The sequence below is a fragment of the Sphingobium subterraneum genome (genome assembly GCF_014199435.1).
In the GTDB taxonomy this organism is placed as follows: domain Bacteria; phylum Pseudomonadota; class Alphaproteobacteria; order Sphingomonadales; family Sphingomonadaceae; genus Sphingobium; species Sphingobium subterraneum.
Map to the genome: position 1 here is coordinate 989,628 of NZ_JACIJP010000001.1, position 16,293 is coordinate 1,005,920.

The following is a 16,293-nucleotide window of genomic DNA, read 5'->3' on the forward strand; positions in this document are numbered from 1 at the left end:
TCCATGGACGGAATGTCGCCACGCCCATGGATCGCCGACAATGATTGCTCGGACGATACCGTCGTTCCGCTGCCCGCAAAAACCGCGGTCGGCGCACCCAACTGGCTGGCCGCCATCCCCTATCCTGCGGCCCTCATTCGCTTGGCCGGCTCAGATCCGCAGATCGATCATTGTACCGAGAATTTTCTGCGCACGTTTCCCAATTTGAGGAACGGCTTCGCTTCTGCTGACGATCCGATGGCGGGCGAAATTCGCCGCGCCGTTACGGGATTCGTTATAGGCAAGCAGGCGATCTGCCATTTCGAGATTTTGCGCGAGACGCCGATAGGGGCGGAAACCTTCGCCTGCACGCTCGGCTGGATACGCGACCTGGGCGGCTCGGGCGATCACATCCTACTGAGCGCGCTTGACCGCACATCCGACCGCCGGATCGAGGAAAGCCTTCGCCGCGAACTGGTGTCCGACACGCTGACGTCACTGCCCAACCGCATCGGCTTCGGCGAAGCGCTCGAGCATATGATCAGCAGTGCCAAGGATACGCCGAGCAGCGAGATCTCTGTCATTATGGTCGATCTCGTCCGCTTCAGTCGTATCAATGAATCGCTGGGTTCACTGGCGGGCGACGAACTGATTTTGTCCGTTGCGAAGCGGTTGAAGGCGTTGATCACGCCCGACCTCATTCTGGCCCGGCTGGGGGGCGATGAATTCGCCATCTGCCGCCTCCTCCCCAACGGATTGACCGACGCCATGTCGCTGGCGGCGCAAATCAAGGCCGCGGTCGTCGCGCCGGTCCGTCTGGCAAACTTCCAGCTTTCGATTGATTGCGCCGTGGGCTGCGCCATCGCCCGGGTCGATGAGGCTGAAGCCGACGAGTTGATTCGCCAAGCGCAAACCGCGGTACGCACTGCCAAGCGAACCGACCGGCTCGAAGTCTATCGTCCGGGCGTGCTGAGCGCGGCGCGGCGCCGCTTTCTCATCGAGAGTCGCCTTCGCAACGCCTTGTCGACGGGCGGCCTGCACCTGATGTTCCAACCGCTGGTCGACCTGGCCAGCAACGAGATCACGGGTTTCGAGGCGCTGGCCCGCTGGCATGATGACGAGCTGGGTCCGGTCTCGCCCAACGACTTCATTCCGGTCGCCGAGGAATCCGGGCTCATTGTACAACTGGGTCGCTGGGCGCTCAACGAATCGATGCGGCAATTGAGCCGCTGGGACAAGGCGCAGGGAAGCATTGTTCCGCTGCGGATGAACGTCAACCTGTCGCCGATCCAGATGGTGCGCGATGACGTGATCTCCGCGATCAGCGACGCATTGCGGATGAACGGTGTGGATGGCCGCCGCCTCACCATCGAAATGACGGAAAGCGCTTTGGTCGGTGATCCCGATGCTTGCCGTACGCTGCTTAATGCACTCAAAGGCTTTAACGTTTCGATCGCCATGGACGATTTCGGGACGGGCTATTCCAACATGGCCAGCCTGCAGAGCCTGCCGCTGGATGCCCTCAAAATCGACCGCAGCTTCGTGTCGGACATGCTGGTCGACAGCGACAAGCACGCAATCATCCGTGCCATCCTCTCGCTTGCTCAGGCGCTCAAGCTCAAGACCACGGCGGAGGGCATCGAGAGCCATGCCGTCGCCGAAGCCCTGCGCGACATGGGATGCACCGTGGGGCAAGGCTTCTACTATGCCCGGCCGATGACGGCAGACGACGCCTTCGCCTACTGGCTTTCGCGATGGGAGTTCGAGGCGATCTGAGCCGCGATCGCGCGGGCGCGTTCGGCGGAAGGAAAACCTTCTGCAATCCACTGCTCCCGTATTTGCGTCAGCGTTCGCGCGATATCCGGTCCGGGCGCCATCCCCAACGCCAGCAAGTCCGCGCCGCCCACCGGCAGGGCCGGCACGTGCCACGCGCGCAGCACGCTTACATCCCTAGGGTCTTTTGCGGGATCCAGCAGGATCATGTCGATCGCGCTTTCCTGCCCGACACGAAACGCCAGTTCCCGCGCCGACCCATGCGCCGGGGGTCCGGAAAGCGCCGTTGCGATCCGCTTACGTGCCTTATTGGAAAGTTTCAGCCGGGCCGCAGCCTGTTCGCCGATCCGGCCGTCGCGCGGCAACAGAGCGGCGAGCCGAAGCACAGCGCAGGGCTGCACCCCGGCGGCGGCTTCCCGATCGACCAGGGTTGCAAGATGCGCCAGCCCTTCAGACGTAATCTCGGGGAGCACCGGCGCCAATATGTCGCCTTCCACCATCAGCCGGACTGCCGGAACGGGGTGTGGCAGAGCGAGCAGTTTCAGCAATTCATCCGCGATACGCTCGCGCGACAGCGCCATCAGGCTGTTGGCGTGCGCACGGCAGGCCTCATACGCCGCCGCATCCGGCGCGCCCTGTCCGAAGCGGGCGAAGAAGCGGAAAAAGCGCAGAATTCGTAGATGGTCCTCGGATATGCGCGCGCCAGGATCGCCAATGAAGCGCACCCGACCTGCCGCCAGATCGTCCAGTCCGCTGAAATAATCGCTGATCCGTCCGTCGATCGGGCTGGCGTAGAGCGCGTTGATCGTGAAATCGCGCCGCGCGGCATCCGCCTGCCAATCGTCGGTGTACGCGACGGTCGCCCTGCGTCCGTCCGTCTCCACATCATGACGCAGGGTGGTGATTTCCACCGGCCGGTGGTCGATGATGGCGGTCACGGTGCCGTGGGCGATGCCGGTGGGCACGACCTTTATTCCGGCGCCGTGCAGACGCGCCATCGTTTCGTCGGGAGGGTAGGTCGTCGCCAGATCGATGTCAGACACCGGATCGCCCAACAACCCGTCCCGCACGGCTCCGCCGACATAGCGGACGGTATCCGTCTCCGCTTCCAGCACCGCGAACAATTCGTCCAGCCCCGGCCGATGCCGCCACGGGGCGTCAGGCAGGAAGGTCGTCATAACCCAGCCGCTTCGACAGGTTCGCGATGATCGCGGCCGTCACGCCCCATATCCGATGGTCCCCCCATATGATCTCGTAATAATGCCGGATCCCGCCCGCAAAGTCGATCGCCTTGCGTTCCCGGTTGGCGGGCGAGAGCAGGAAATCGAGCGGTACCTCGAACAGTGCTTCGACCTCATGCTCATGGGGCGTGAGCGGCAGGTCTGGGGGAATGACGGCCAACACCGGAATGATGTCGAAGCCGGTAAACGTTTTATACCGGTCAGACGTGCCGACAATCCGGACCTGCCGGGGGTCGAGCGCGATTTCCTCCTGCGCTTCCCGCAGCGCCGCGGCGACGACATCAGCGTCGTCGGGGTCGACACGCCCGCCGGGGAAGGCAACCTGCCCCGCATGCTTGCGCAGATGCGACGCGCGCCGTGTCAGGATCACGCCGGGATTTTCCCGGTCGGTTACCGCAATCAGGACGGCGGCGGGATGCAGCGGTTCGTCGGTCCAGCGCTCGTCCGCCAGCACCGCATGGTCGATGCTATGGCCATGGGTCAATTGTTCCCGCAGTTGGTCGGCGAGCGTCATGCTCACTCGCTCGTGCTGCCCAGCGGAAAGAAGATGCCGTTGCTCCACACGCCAGGCCGTCCGTCCGGACCCACCGCGTCATCGAGCGCGATGTTGGCGAGTTCATAATAGACCGGGCGGGCGATGAGCGCCTCCAGACCGTCACGCACATGAAGATAGGGACGCGGGCCATCGTCCCCTTCCCGCACAGTGATACCATGTTCACCGTCGGCTGGGACCAGCTCTCCGGTATTGAGGCGGAACACCAGCGCCCTGCCCCGCTCCACTCCTTCGCTGCGCACTTCCGCCGCGACGAAGGGGGCATCCTCGACATCGATGGTCAGTTTCTCCACCGGCGTGACCAGCACGAAACTGCCGTCCGGCTCCCGCCGCAATATTGTCGAGAAAAGCCGTACCATCTCTGCCCGGCCAATGGGCGATCCTTGGTGGAACCATGTCCCGTCCGCAGCGATCCGCATGTCGCTGTGCCCACAATGTGTGGGATTCCAGTTCTTTACGGGTGGAAGTTTACGTTCCTCCACAAGCTTTGCGATCTCCGCAAGGCTCAGGGAAGCAAGATCAGGCAGTGGGTCCATGGGCATGAGTTGCAGATAGGCAGCGTTGCACCAAATGGCAAATGCCGACCGTCATTCCCCGGCACGGGCGCGCGTGCGCAGATCGTCCCAATAAGCGAGCCGCTCCGCAATCCGCTTTTCGAAGCCGCGGTCGGTCGGCGTGTAGAAGTGCGCGGGGCTCATCTCATCCGGCCAGTAATTGTCGCCCGAAAAGCCATCCGGCCGATCATGATCATAGGCGTACCCTGCCCCATAGCCGATGTCCTTCATCAGCTTGGTCGGCGCGTTGAGGATGTTGGCGGGCGGCATCAGCGACCCGGTGTCCCGAGCCGATTTCCATGCCGCCTTCTGCGCCTTGTAGGCGGCATTGGATTTGGGCGCGGTCGCGCAATAGAGGCAGCACTGGACAATCGCCAACTCCCCCTCCGGACTGCCAAGGAAATCATAGGCGTCCTTTGCGGCGAGGCACTGCACCAGCGCCTGCGGATCGGCGAGGCCGATATCCTCGCTGGCGAACCGCACCAGCCGCCGCAGCACGTAGAGTGGCTCCTCGCCCGCAACCAGCATTCGTGCCAGATAATAGAGAGCAGCCTGCGCATCGGACCCGCGCAAGGCCTTGTGCAGGGCGGAAATCAGGTTGTAATGCCCCTCGCGATCCTTGTCATAGACCGCGACTCGTCGGTGGAGCAGCGCCGACAGGCCCGCCGGGTCCAACGGCGCATCGATTTGCACCGAAAACAGCGTTTCCGCCTGGTTGAGCAGAAAGCGCCCGTCCCCATCGGCGCTGGCGATCAGCGCCTCGCGCGCGGCGGCATCGAGCGGTAGAGCGCGGCCCATCACCTCTTCCGCCCGTGCAAGCAGCTTTTCCAGCGCGGCGGCATCGAGACGGCGCAGGATCAGCACCTGCGCGCGGGACAACAAAGCGGCGTTCAGTTCGAAGCTCGGGTTCTCGGTCGTCGCGCCGACCAGGGTGATCGTGCCATCCTCGACATAGGGCAGAAACCCATCCTGCTGCGCGCGATTGAAGCGGTGGATCTCGTCCACGAACAACAGGGTCTTGCGGCCGAGCTTCGCATGCTCGCGCGCGGCGGCGAAGAGCTTCTTCAGATCGGCAACGCCCGTGAATACCGCCGATACCGGCTCAAACCGCATGCCAACCGCATCGGCCAACAGGCGGGAAATGGTAGTCTTCCCCGTGCCCGGCGGACCCCAGAAGATGATCGACGACAGCCGCCCCGCCGCAACCATACGACCGATCGCACCGTCCGGGCCGGTCAGGTGATCCTGCCCCACCACATCGTCCAGACGCGTGGGGCGAAGCCGGTCGGCAAGCGGTGCGTTCTCGCCCGGTGGCGCGGGCGACGGGGACGCATCATCCGGGCCGAACAGGTCTCCCATCGCCGGTCAGGGCACCGGGCTGCGTTGCGGGGTTGCGCCCGTCCGGCGCTGCTCAATGATGCGGGTCCAGGTGTCGACCAGTGCCTGATTGACTTGATCCCAGCCGAAGGATTCGGCAATGACGCGAGCATTCTGGCCGGACCGCTCCCGCAATTCAGCGTCCGTGCAATAGCGGGTCAGCGCTTCGGCAAACTCGGCGATCGCGCCGGGGCGTACCAGCCGCCCGGTCTCGCCGTCGCGCACCAGACTTTCGCTGCCCGTTGCGCGGGCGGCGACGGTGGGAAGCGCGCACGCCATCGCTTCCAGCGTCACATTGCCGAACGTTTCCGTGATCGACGGATTGAACAGCATGTCCATGCTGGCCACGGCCCGGCCGAGGTCGGAGCCTGTCTGAAAGCCTGCGAATACCGCATTGGGCAAACGATGGGCGAACCATTCCCGCGCCGGCCCGTCGCCCACGACCAGCACGCGATGGCGGACCTGCTGCCGTTCCAGCATGGCGATGGTATCGGAGAAGACGTCGAGCCCCTTTTCCATCACAAGCCTCCCGACGAAACCGATAACCGGCACGTCGTCGGCAATCCCCAGCGAACGGCGCCATTCCAGATCGCGCTTGGCGGGATCGAAGATGCTCCGGTCGATGCCACGGGTCCAGATGCCCACATCATAGTTCATGCGCTGCTCACGCAGCAGTTGCGCCATCGATTCCGATGGAGCGACGATCGCGTCGCACCGCCGGTAGAACCGTCGCAGCATGGCCTCCAGCACCGGTTCAAGAAACGCGAGGCCGTAATAGCGCGGATAGGTTTCGAAGCGCGTATGCACCGAAGCGACAGCGGGCAACCCCTGCCTGCGCGCCCATGTCACCGCGCCATGCCCCACCGGGTCGGGACTCGCGACATGCACGATGTTGGGCGCGAACGCCTTGAGATCCTTGCGCAAGCGGCCCGACAGACGCAGCGGAATGCGGTATTCAGCGCGGCCGGGAAACGGCCAGGACGGCGCGCTCACCAGATCACCGGTCGGCGGAAATGCGGGTTCGGGGACGGTCGGAGAGTAGACCCGTACCGCTCCGCCTTGCGCGAGGACATAGCCCACCAGCCGGTTGAGCGCCTGATTGGCGCCATCCCGCACATAATTATAATTGCCGCTGAAAAGGGCGACCCGAAGTGATGGAGCATCCATTCGGGCGCTGTAGACGAGCCGGGCGTAAAGGCCAAGTGCGGTGCTTCGCGCGCGTCGGTAAGGTCGGGGGCGGAAACGGCCATGCGGCGGAAACGCCGTTATCCGAACAAGGCTCCGTATATGCTAGGAGGGGTGATGCGTGACGTGCCCTCGCTTTGCTGGCTGTGCGAACGCCCTTTGGGGGCGGTCGTCGAATGGCATCATCCCGTGCCCAAAAGCCGGGGCGGCCGGGACACCGTAGCAGTCCACCCGATCTGCCACCGCGCCATCCACCGGCATTTCACCAATGCCGAACTCGCACGGTTGGGACCGGAACCCCTCGCTCTGCGTCAACATGCCGAGATCGCGACGTTTTTGATTTGGGTGGCCAACAAGCCAGCGGACTTCTATGCGCCCACGCGAAGCGCAGCCAGGCGGCGCTGAACATCAGCGCGCGTCGGAGCCGATCGTTCGGACGTCAACCGACTGCGACAGCATCGCGCAGGGACCATAAGCTGTTAGAAAGCTGACGTCTGCAGCGTCACGCCCCACGCCGACCTTCGCCATTTCCCCTTCCTTGGCCATGCCGGTGGCATCGACCAGATGCCATTCGCCCCCCAGGAATACTTCGGCGACGGCATGGAAATCCTGTGGCTCGACCCCCGGTGCGTACACGCTGACGAAGCGCGCAGGGATGGTCGACGCGCGGCACAGGCTGACGAGGACGTGGGTATAGTCGCGGCACACGCCCCGCCGCATCACGAAGCTGTCCAGCGCGGTAGTCTGCGGACCGCTCGACCCGGCGACATAGGTGAATTTCTCCGCGATCCAGTCGCGCATCGCCGCAACACGCGCACCGCCTTCCAGATGACCAAATTCCGCCTGCACGAAATATTGAAACTCGGTCGCCGGGCAATAGGTGGAATCGAGCAGATACTGGACCGCCTCCCCGGGCAGATTGGCGGGGCGGAGCATCGGCAGCGTGCCAATATCGGTGAGGATGCGCTCGACCCGCACCCGGGCGGTATAATCGACACGCAGCAACCCACTGGTGCGCAGCCACAGCCGGTCGCCGATCATGTCATGCCCGGCCGTGCGTGCGAAATGTTCGACATTGCCGACGTCGATATGCGCGCGCTCGAGATATTGCTCGGGGATGGCCGCCGCTTCGATCTGCAGCATGATATCCGTCGATTGCTCGAAGCTGTATTCCAGCGCCACGGTAATTTCGATTGTCATGGAACCGATAACTCCCGGCCTGGCTGTCCGTGCCCTGGGGCGGCGGCAGTGCAAGAAAAAAGCCGCCGGAACGCTCCGACGGCTTTCCCGATTGCGATGATGTCCGGTAGGATCAGCCTACGATCTCTTCCGGCTTGAAGAAGAACGCGATCTCGACCGCCGCATTCTCCTCGCTGTCCGAACCGTGGACCGAGTTTGCCTCGATCGATTCGGCGAACTCCTTGCGGATCGTTCCGGCATCGGCGTTTTCAGGGTTGGTGGCGCCCATGATGTCGCGGTTGCGCTTCACGGCATTCTCGCCTTCCAGAACCTGCACGACAACGGGACCGGAGATCATGAAAGCGACGAGATCGGCGAAGAAGGGGCGCTCCTTGTGGACGCCGTAAAAGCCTTCGGCCTGTTCGCGCGACATGCGGATACGCTTCGATGCGACGACGCGAAGGCCGCCCTCTTCCAGCTTGGCGGTGATCGCGCCGGTCAGGTTGCGGCGCGTGGCGTCGGGCTTGATGATGGAAAATGTACGCGTTGCGGCCATGATGGCGATACTCCGGAAATACGTGGATGTTCAGGTTGGCGGCGCCTGTAGCCGTGTTGGTGCGTCGCGGCAAGCGGATTATCGGGTGGGCGCGGGGCGCTTCAGGGGCCCTGAACCCAGCGTCGCCCCTCCTGCCGCCAGAAGCGCGGCGTCACGTCCTCCCGCCCCGTGAGCGCCCGCCAACTGGCGCGTGCGCCCTCAATGGCCGCATCGTCGAAGAAATAGAAGGCCCGCTCGAACCCCGTCGCCTCGTCCCGCCAGACCCCATCGGCCAAAGCGATAAAGCGCGCGCCATTGTCGGCATTGCACCGCGTGGACAACAGGATCGGCTGGATGGCCTTGCGCGGATCATCTTCACGCCCATGGGCGAGGAAACTCGCCGGTTCGACTTCCCACAGCGCACGCGACAGCCGGTCGAGACCGCCCTCGCGGCCATCGACCAGCAGCAATCGTCCGCCCTGGTCGAGGACACGCCGGGCGATCGCCGGAACCACCTGCTCCACCGGGTCACGGCTCAACTGGTAAAAGTCGACCTGCACCCGGGCGGCCTTCAGGATTCGAACTGATCGGCAACGAAGCGGTCGAGCAGGCGCACGCCGTAGCCGGTAGCGCCCTTGTCCCACACCGCGCCGGGCTTGTCCGCCCAGACCATCCCTGCAATGTCGAGATGCGCCCATTTGACGCCATCCTCGACGAAACGCTTGATGAATTGCGCGGCGGTGATCGAACCGGCAAACCGCCCGCCAATATTCTTCATGTCAGCGATCGGGCTGTCGATCATCTTGTCATAGGCATCGCCCAGCGGGAAGCGCCACAGCGGGTCGCCCGCCGCCTTGCCCGCAGCGAGCAGATCATCAGCAAGCCCGTCGTCGTTGCTGAACAGGCCGCCATGCTGGTCCCCCAGCGCCACGATCATCGCGCCCGTGAGGGTAGCAAGATCGACGACGACTTCAGGGTGGTAAATATGCTGTGCCCAGGTCAGCACATCGCACAGGACAAGGCGTCCTTCCGCATCGGTGTTGATGACCTCGATCGTCTGGCCCGACATCGACGTCACCACGTCCCCAGGACGTTGCGCGTTGCCATCGGGCATATTTTCGACCAGCCCGCAGATGCCGACCACCCGCGCCTTTGCCTTGCGTCCGGCCAGAGCCTTGATCGTCCCCGCGACCGCACCTGCGCCGCCCATATCCCACTTCATGTCTTCCATGCCCGCTGCAGGCTTGATCGATATGCCGCCGGTGTCGAAGGTCACGCCCTTGCCGATCAGGACGAGCGGCTTGTCCTGCGTGCCGCCGGTGCCATCCCATTCCATCGCGAGAATGCGCGGCTTGCGGGGCGAACCCTGCGCCACGCCGAGCAGCGCACCCATGCCGAGATCCGCCATCTGCACTTCGTTGAGCACGGTGAGCTTGACGCCCAGTTCCTCGAGCGACCGGCACCGCTCCACGAAGCTTTCGGGGTAAATGACGTTCGCCGGTTCCGCGACCAATTCGCGCGTGAAGAACACGCCCTGCGCCACGGCCGAGAGTCGTTGCCACTGATCCGCGCTGCCCTCCGGCGCGCCGACCAGGTCGATGCGTTCCAGCGTCGGGCGGCTTTTCTCCGGCATCCGCGTGCGATAGCGGTCCAAACGCCATGCGCGGAGCGATGCGCCATAAGCGAAACGGGCGGCCGTGCTTGCAGAGGCATTGTTGAGCGCCGCGAAGGACACCGCAGCCTTCCGCGCTCCGGACGTCGCCAGCCGCGCCACGACAGCCGCGCCCGCCTTTTCCAACTCCGCCTCGTCTCCGCCCCCCGCGCCGGCCAGAACGACCCGCAGGACAGCATCCCCCTCCTGCACGAAACTCTCGAAGCTGCTGCCGGTCTCGCCCTTGAACCGCGCAGCCTGCGCACCCGCGGCCAGCAGATCGGCACCGGCGAGCGGTAGCCCTGCGACCTGATCCTTCCCGACGACAAAAATAAGCGTGTCGGTCTCGGGAGAGCGGGCGTCAAGGAAACGAATATCCATCAAATGTCCTTATCTTTGAACCGGCGAAGCAGCACCCGCCCACCGATCATGAAGCCAGAGTCTGCACCTGGATGAGGCAGAAAGCATGTCAGAGTTACGCATTAGGATTGCGAGCAACGCTTGGCAATGCAATAGGCAGCGCATAGGACAGGCCCGGGCACGCCGGACCCGAGACGATAGTTGATGATCGACAGCATGCTTCTTCCCTCCCCGCCGAGCGAACATTTCCGTCCCACAGGGACCAGATTGCGGCTCTCCGGTCTGGCGGGTTCGGTTGCGTTCATGCTGTTCGCCCATGCCTCCATGGCGGCGGCGCAGGAGCCGGTCTTGCAGGATCTCACCAAGCCTGCCGTCTCCGCACCCGATACGCCCTTGCCGCAGAGTGATGAGGAAATCGCCTTTTCGGCCGACGCGCTCAACTATGACACTGACACGCAGACGGTTACCGCTTCGGGCAATGTCCAGCTCCTGCGTCAGGGCAACCGGCTGCGCGCCGACACGGTCGTGTGGAACCGCTCCACCGGATCGGTCGTCGCACGGGGCAATGTGTCGGTCACCGACCCGGACGGCAACATCGGCTATGGCGACCAGATCGACGTAACCGACAGCCTGAAAGACGGCGTGGTCACCAACATGTTGCTCGTCCTCGACAAAGGAGGACGGCTCGCGGCGACCAGGGGTCAGCGGGTCAACAATGTCTATACCCTGACGCATGCGGCCTATAGCCCCTGCCCCGTGGTGGACGAGGACGGTTGCCCGAAGGAACCGAGCTGGCAGATCAAGGCGGTCAAGGTCATCTACCGCCCCGACCGGCAGCGGGTCTATTATCAGGGCGCGCGGCTGGAGCTCTTCGGCATCCCGATCGCTGTCCTCCCCGTATTTTCCCATCCGGTGGGTGGAGGCGGCGGCACCGGTTTCCTGATGCCGGACCTGCGGATCAACGGGGTCAACGGCCTGGAAGCGACCGCGCCCTATTACATCAAGCTCGCGCCCAATCGCGACCTCACGATCACGCCACATGTCTACACCCGCGTGCTACCGATGATGGAGGCCAGCTATCGCAGCCTGACGAGCAAGGGCGCCTATCGGGTCACGGGTTATCTGACATACGGATCGCGCATCGGATCCGGCGCGACGGCGCAGCCCCAGCGCGACGTGCGCGGCTATATCGAGGCGAGCGGCAAGTTTCAGCTGAACCCGCAATGGAGCATTACCGGCGCGCTCCGCCGCTCGACGGACACCACGTTCCTGCGCCGTTACAGCATCACCAATGATGACCGTCTGCGCTCCACGATCAATGCGGAACGGATCGACACCGACAGCTATCTCTCGATCGCGGGATGGTCGATCCAGTCGCTGCGCGCGGGCGACCGGCCGGGGCAGATGCCGATCGCCCTTCCGGTCATCGACTACCGCCGACGTCTGGTTGACCCGCTGCTTGGGGGCAACGTCCAGCTCCAGCTCAACACGCTCGCGATCACGCGCGCCTCCGGGCAGGACACACAGCGCGCTTTTGTGTCGGCGGAGTGGAACCTGCGTAGGCTGACCGGCCTTGGCCAGGAAATTACCTTTACCGGCTTTGCCCGCGGGGATGTGTATCACAGTTCGGACAATTTGCTGACCGCGGTCGCCGATTATCGCGGCCAGTCGGGCTGGCAGAGCCGCGGGATCGTCGCGGCGGCTGCGGACGCGCGCTGGCCGTTCATCGGGTCGTTCCTGGGTGGCGTGCAGCGGATTACGCCGCGCGTGCAGATCGTGGCGGCGCCCCGCCTCGCCAATCTCAGCGTACCGAACGAGGATTCGCGTTCCGTCGATCTGGAAGACAGCAACCTCTTCGCGCTCAACCGTTTCGCGGGATATGACCGGTTCGAGGATTCGAGCCGCATCACCTTCGGGGTGGAATATGCGCTCGATCTGAACGACTTTACATTGGAAAGCGTGGTCGGGCAAAGCTACCGCATCAACCGCCGCGCCACGATCCTTCCCGACGGCACCGGGCTTTCGGACCGGGTCTCCGATATCGTCGGGCGTACCACGGTGCGCTACCGCGATTTCGTGAAGGTGACCCATCGTTACCGTCTCGACAAGGACAGCCTGGCCATCCGCCGGAACGAAATCGACGCGGCCGTCGGCAGCCACCAGACCTATGCGACGATCGGCTATCTCCGGTTCAACCGCAACGTGACGGGGCGCCTCGAAGATCTTTCGGACCGGGAAGAAGTACGGCTTGGCGCGCGGGTGAAGATCGCGCGTTACTGGTCGGTGTTCGGCTCGACCATCATCGACCTTACCGGTAAGCGGGAAGATCCGCTTACCACGGCTGACGGGTTCGATCCTGTGCGGCACCGCGCCGGGATCGCCTATCAGAACGACTGTCTGGACCTGAGCCTAACGTGGCGGCGCGACTTCCAGTTCGTGGGCGACGCGCGACCCACGAACACGTTTCAGCTTCGACTGGCTTTTCGCAATCTGGGCATATAAGGATGACCGGATAAGGGTGGCGGGGGCTTAATCACTTTGCTCAGCGAGGGTTCATCCGCTCTCGTGCACAAAACGGCGACCACGGCCATGCGATCGGGACAACAGTCCCCTTTGACGGAGAGTATTTGACTTGATGCCCATGCAGATAGTGTTCGCCACCGCGCGGCGATTGTCTTCGTTTTCGCGCACGTCCCGTGTGACCGCACCCTCGCTCATCGCGATCCTTGCCGCCACCGCGCTGGTCCCCACGACGCTTGATGGCGCGATGGCGCAGAGCGTGGCCGAGGAGGACATGTCGGCCCCGCAAAGCGGCCTTGACCTTCCCAAGAACGTCACGTTCTTCGGCAAGGGCGATCCGAATTTGCACAAGGCGACCGCGATCATCAATGGGCAGATCATCACCCAGACCGACGTGGAACAGCGCTTCGCCCTTATCAAGGTCGCCAATGGCGGGGAAATCCCCGAGGCGGAGCAAGAGCGGCTGCGCGTCCAGGTGCTCCGCAACCTGATCGACGAAACATTGCAGATTCAAGAAGCTGCCGCGAACGACATTATCATCGACAAGGCGGAAATCGCCGAGAGCTTTGCGCGGGTGGCCTCCAATTTCCGCCAGACGCCAGAGCAATTCACCGCTTTCCTCCGTACCAAGGGTAGCTCACCGGCGAGCATTCACCGCCAGATCGAGGGCGAACTGGCGTGGAGCCGCCTGCTCCGCCGCAAAGTCCAGCCGTTCGTGAATGTGAGCGAGGACGAGGTTAAGGCAGTCATCGAGCGCCTGAACGCATCCAAGGGCGCCGACGAAGTGCGTGTCGGCGAAATCTATCTGTCTGCTACGCCTGAAAACCGGGAGCAGATCGCCGCCAACGCGCAGAACATTATTGATCAGATTAGGCAGGGCGGATCCTTTGCGGCCTATGCACGACAGTTTTCCGAAGCATCCACGGCGGCAGTCGGCGGCGATCTTGGCTGGGTCCGTCCCGCGCAGTTGCCGGACGAGCTGGCTAAGGCCGCCACGGAAATGTCGGTAGGCCAGATCGGCGGCCCGATCCCTGTCGCGGGTGGTTTTTCGATTCTCGCGCTGATGGACAAGCGCAAGGTACTGACCGCCGACCCGCGTGACGCGGTGCTCAGCCTGAAGCAGCTTTCGATTGCGTTCCCGGCGGGCACCACCAAGGAGCAGGCAACCGGGCGCGTTACCGCCTTTGCGAATGCACTTGCCAAGAACCAGGGCTGCGGCGCTGCGGCCGACACCGGCAAGGCGCTGGGTGCGGACGTCGTGGACAACGACAATGTGCGCATCCGCGATCTCCCGCCGCAATTGCAGGAGATGCTGATCAAGCTGCAGATCGGTCAGGCGACGCCTCCTTTCGGGTCCGTCGAGAACGGTGTGCGCGCGCTGGTGCTTTGCGGACGGGACGATGCACCCGATGCGGGCGCTCCATCGTTTGACCAGATCATGAGCCAGATCGAGGACGAGCGTGTCAACAAACGCGCCCGGATCTATCTGCGCGATCTTCGCCGTGATGCGGTGATCGATTATAACTGACGAGTAAACCATGTCCGATCGCAACAGCCCGCTCGCCCCGTTTGCCGTGACGCTGGGCGACCCGGCGGGCATTGGGCCGGAAGTCGTCGCGAAGAGCTGGGCCGTCCGGGAAGCACAAGGGCTATCGCCGTTCTTCGCGATCGGCGACGTCCGCGCGATCCGGCAGGTGTGGAGCGGCCCCATCGCCGCCATCGACACGCCGGACGAGGCCGTCCAGTTTTTCGACAATGCCCTTCCCTGCCTGCATCTCGACGGGGGAGCGGAGCCGGTGCCCGGACTGCCAAATGCGGACGGTGCACGCGGCGCATTGCATGCGCTGGAAGTCGGCATCGGCCTTACGAAGACGGGATCGGCTTCTGCTATCGTGACCGGTCCGGTCGGTAAGGCGCAGCTCTACGAGGTCGGTTTCACCCATCCCGGCCAGACCGAGTTCATCGCCGAGCGCTGCGGCATATCGCCTGATCATGCGGTCATGATGCTGGCCGGGCCGTCGCTGCGGGTTGTGCCGGTGACCATCCACATCCCGCTGGCGCAGGTTCCCTCGGCGCTTTCCACGGAGCTGATCCGCGTGCGTGGCCAGATCACGGCCCGCGGATTGCAGCGCCAGTTCGGTATCGACAATCCACGCCTCGTTGTCGCCGGGCTTAACCCTCATGCGGGGGAAAACGGCAATCTGGGTCGAGAGGAAATCGAGATCATCGCGCCTGCGGTCGAATTGCTGCGGGCCGATGGCATCAATGCACATGGCCCCTTTTCGCCCGATGGCATGTTCCATCCGGCGGCGCGGGAGAGTTACGACGCCATCCTCTGCATGTATCATGACCAGGCGTTGATTCCACTCAAGACTCTTTATTTCGACGAGGGCGTCAACATGACACTGGGCCTGCCCATTGTGCGGACGTCGCCCGATCACGGCACCGCGTTTGGTATAGCCGGTAAGAATATCGCGAGCCCCGGCGCAATGATCGCAGCAATCCGTATGGCGGAGCAATCGGCGCGCAATCGCCTGGCGCACGCGGCCTAGCCGCCTTGGCGTCTCCGCCCCTCCCTCCGCTGCGCGATGTCATCGCCGCCCACGGCCTGAACGCCAGCAAGGCGCTCGGCCAGAATTTCCTGCTCGACGAGCAGTTGCTCGACCGGATCGCCGCGATACCCGGCCCTTTGGAGGGGCAGCGGGTGTTCGAGGTCGGCCCCGGGCCGGGCGGGTTGACCCGTGCGCTGCTCCGGGCTGGCGCGGACGTCGTCGCGGTGGAGCGGGACGCCCGCTGCATCCCAGCGCTTGCGGAACTGGGACATGCGTTCCCCGGTCACCTGCATGTCACGGAGGGCGATGCGATGGCCGTCGACGCCCGGATATTGGCCGGGGACGGCGCGCATATCGTCGCCAATCTGCCCTATAATGTCGGCACTGCCCTGCTCGTGAACTGGCTGTCCTGTTCGTGGCGGCCCTGGTGGGCGTCGCTCACCCTGATGTTTCAGCAGGAAGTGGCAGAGCGCATCGTTGCCCCCGTCAACAGCGATCATTACGGACGGCTGGCGGTTCTCGCACAGTGGCGATCATCCGCACGGATTGCGCAGAAAGTGCATCGCAGCGCCTTCACCCCGCCGCCAAAGGTCATGTCCGCTGTGGTCCATATCGTCCCCGAAGACGAACCGCAGGGCGTCGATTTCCGTGTGCTCGAAAGGCTGACCGCCGCTGCTTTCGGACAGCGCCGCAAGATGCTGCGTCAGAGTGTCAAGGGCATCAGCGGCGCGCTCGATGCGATGGCCGATTTGGGCATTGACCCGCAGCGCCGCGCGGAAACGCTCAGCGTCGCGGAATTCGTCGCGGTGGCGCGGGCCTTGTCGCGGCGCTAAC

General features: G+C 64.0%; 15 protein-coding genes. 6 read left to right on the forward strand and 9 right to left on the reverse strand.

The window, feature by feature from the left end; translation table 11 throughout:
* Positions 1-12 precede the first annotated feature (12 nt).
* The gene (locus FHS92_RS04795; RefSeq protein WP_246351760.1) at positions 13-1,755 is read left to right on the forward strand and encodes a putative bifunctional diguanylate cyclase/phosphodiesterase; all 1,743 of its coding nucleotides are present in this window, start codon (positions 13-15) and stop codon (positions 1,753-1,755) included.
* Here FHS92_RS04795 and FHS92_RS04800 read toward each other — a convergent pair.
* The 5 genes from FHS92_RS04800 to FHS92_RS04820 are packed head-to-tail and all read right to left on the reverse strand — an operon-like array spanning position 1,719 to position 6,644.
* On the reverse strand, positions 1,719-2,930 hold the full coding sequence (locus tag FHS92_RS04800) for a CCA tRNA nucleotidyltransferase (RefSeq protein ID WP_184077945.1): 1,212 nt from the start codon (positions 2,928-2,930) through the stop codon (positions 1,719-1,721). The genes FHS92_RS04795 and FHS92_RS04800 overlap by 37 nt on opposite strands.
* Positions 2,911-3,507, reverse strand: a complete 597-nt coding sequence (locus FHS92_RS04805) for a CoA pyrophosphatase (protein WP_184077947.1) — start codon at positions 3,505-3,507, stop codon at positions 2,911-2,913. The genes FHS92_RS04800 and FHS92_RS04805 overlap by 20 nt, the downstream gene beginning before the upstream one ends.
* A gap of 2 nt (positions 3,508-3,509) precedes the next feature.
* A complete protein-coding gene (locus FHS92_RS04810; protein WP_184077949.1) occupies positions 3,510-4,088 on the reverse strand; it encodes a DUF1285 domain-containing protein in 579 nt (192 codons plus the stop codon).
* 45 nt (positions 4,089-4,133) lie between these two features.
* Positions 4,134-5,459, reverse strand: a complete 1,326-nt coding sequence (locus tag FHS92_RS04815) for a replication-associated recombination protein A (RefSeq protein WP_184077951.1) — start codon at positions 5,457-5,459, stop codon at positions 4,134-4,136.
* Positions 5,460-5,465: 6 nt separating this feature from the next.
* Positions 5,466-6,644, reverse strand: coding sequence for a glycosyltransferase family 4 protein (locus tag FHS92_RS04820; protein ID WP_184077953.1), 1,179 nt, complete (start codon positions 6,642-6,644; stop codon positions 5,466-5,468).
* A gap of 135 nt (positions 6,645-6,779) precedes the next feature.
* Between FHS92_RS04820 and FHS92_RS04825 the strand changes: the two genes are divergently transcribed.
* Positions 6,780-7,067, forward strand: a complete 288-nt coding sequence (locus FHS92_RS04825; RefSeq protein ID WP_184077956.1) for an HNH endonuclease — start codon at positions 6,780-6,782, stop codon at positions 7,065-7,067.
* A 3-nt stretch (positions 7,068-7,070) separates the two neighbouring features.
* On the opposite strand, the gene FHS92_RS04830 is transcribed toward FHS92_RS04825, so the two are convergent.
* From FHS92_RS04830 to FHS92_RS04845, 4 genes are all read right to left on the reverse strand, one after another.
* Positions 7,071-7,862 (reverse strand): transglutaminase-like domain-containing protein, encoded by a 792-nt coding sequence (locus FHS92_RS04830; protein ID WP_184077958.1) that lies wholly within the window; start codon positions 7,860-7,862, stop codon positions 7,071-7,073.
* 112 nt (positions 7,863-7,974) lie between these two features.
* Complete coding sequence (gene ndk, locus FHS92_RS04835; RefSeq protein WP_184077960.1) at positions 7,975-8,397, reverse strand: nucleoside-diphosphate kinase; 423 nt, start codon at positions 8,395-8,397, stop codon at positions 7,975-7,977.
* A gap of 101 nt (positions 8,398-8,498) precedes the next feature.
* Positions 8,499-8,936, reverse strand: coding sequence for a DNA polymerase III subunit chi (locus tag FHS92_RS04840; protein WP_184077962.1), 438 nt, complete (start codon positions 8,934-8,936; stop codon positions 8,499-8,501).
* An 11-nt stretch (positions 8,937-8,947) separates the two neighbouring features.
* Positions 8,948-10,408 (reverse strand): leucyl aminopeptidase, encoded by a 1,461-nt coding sequence (locus FHS92_RS04845; RefSeq protein ID WP_184077964.1) that lies wholly within the window; start codon positions 10,406-10,408, stop codon positions 8,948-8,950.
* A 282-nt stretch (positions 10,409-10,690) separates the two neighbouring features.
* On the opposite strand from FHS92_RS04845, the gene FHS92_RS04850 reads away from it, so the two are divergent.
* From FHS92_RS04850 to rsmA, 4 genes are all read left to right on the forward strand, one after another.
* Entirely contained in the window at positions 10,691-12,889 is a 2,199-nt protein-coding gene (locus tag FHS92_RS04850) for an LPS-assembly protein LptD (RefSeq protein ID WP_184078814.1), read from the forward strand.
* A 139-nt stretch (positions 12,890-13,028) separates the two neighbouring features.
* Positions 13,029-14,435 (forward strand): peptidylprolyl isomerase, encoded by a 1,407-nt coding sequence (locus FHS92_RS04855; protein ID WP_184078816.1) that lies wholly within the window; start codon positions 13,029-13,031, stop codon positions 14,433-14,435.
* A 10-nt stretch (positions 14,436-14,445) separates the two neighbouring features.
* Positions 14,446-15,459, forward strand: a complete 1,014-nt coding sequence (gene pdxA / locus FHS92_RS04860; protein WP_184077966.1) for a 4-hydroxythreonine-4-phosphate dehydrogenase PdxA — start codon at positions 14,446-14,448, stop codon at positions 15,457-15,459.
* Positions 15,460-15,464: 5 nt separating this feature from the next.
* The gene (rsmA, locus tag FHS92_RS04865) at positions 15,465-16,292 is read left to right on the forward strand and encodes a 16S rRNA (adenine(1518)-N(6)/adenine(1519)-N(6))-dimethyltransferase RsmA (protein WP_184077968.1); all 828 of its coding nucleotides are present in this window, start codon (positions 15,465-15,467) and stop codon (positions 16,290-16,292) included.
* The last annotated feature ends 1 nt before the right edge of the window (position 16,293 follow it).

Coding starts and splice junctions, on each gene's coding strand:
- FHS92_RS04845 (WP_184077964.1), bottom strand. CDS start 10,408: ATGGATATTCGTTTCCTTGACGCCCGCTCTCCCGAGACCGACACGCTT.
- FHS92_RS04815 (WP_184077951.1), bottom strand. CDS start 5,459: ATGGGAGACCTGTTCGGCCCGGATGATGCGTCCCCGTCGCCCGCGCCA.
- FHS92_RS04825 (WP_184077956.1), top strand. CDS start 6,780: ATGCGTGACGTGCCCTCGCTTTGCTGGCTGTGCGAACGCCCTTTGGGG.
- FHS92_RS04810 (WP_184077949.1), bottom strand. CDS start 4,088: ATGCCCATGGACCCACTGCCTGATCTTGCTTCCCTGAGCCTTGCGGAG.
- FHS92_RS04850 (WP_184078814.1), top strand. CDS start 10,691: ATGCTGTTCGCCCATGCCTCCATGGCGGCGGCGCAGGAGCCGGTCTTG.
- FHS92_RS04855 (WP_184078816.1), top strand. CDS start 13,029: ATGCAGATAGTGTTCGCCACCGCGCGGCGATTGTCTTCGTTTTCGCGC.
- FHS92_RS04800 (WP_184077945.1), bottom strand. CDS start 2,930: ATGACGACCTTCCTGCCTGACGCCCCGTGGCGGCATCGGCCGGGGCTG.
- FHS92_RS04805 (WP_184077947.1), bottom strand. CDS start 3,507: ATGACGCTCGCCGACCAACTGCGGGAACAATTGACCCATGGCCATAGC.
- FHS92_RS04830 (WP_184077958.1), bottom strand. CDS start 7,862: ATGACAATCGAAATTACCGTGGCGCTGGAATACAGCTTCGAGCAATCG.
- pdxA (WP_184077966.1), top strand. CDS start 14,446: ATGTCCGATCGCAACAGCCCGCTCGCCCCGTTTGCCGTGACGCTGGGC.
- ndk (WP_184077960.1), bottom strand. CDS start 8,397: ATGGCCGCAACGCGTACATTTTCCATCATCAAGCCCGACGCCACGCGC.
- FHS92_RS04820 (WP_184077953.1), bottom strand. CDS start 6,644: ATGGATGCTCCATCACTTCGGGTCGCCCTTTTCAGCGGCAATTATAAT.
- FHS92_RS04795 (WP_246351760.1), top strand. CDS start 13: ATGTCGCCACGCCCATGGATCGCCGACAATGATTGCTCGGACGATACC.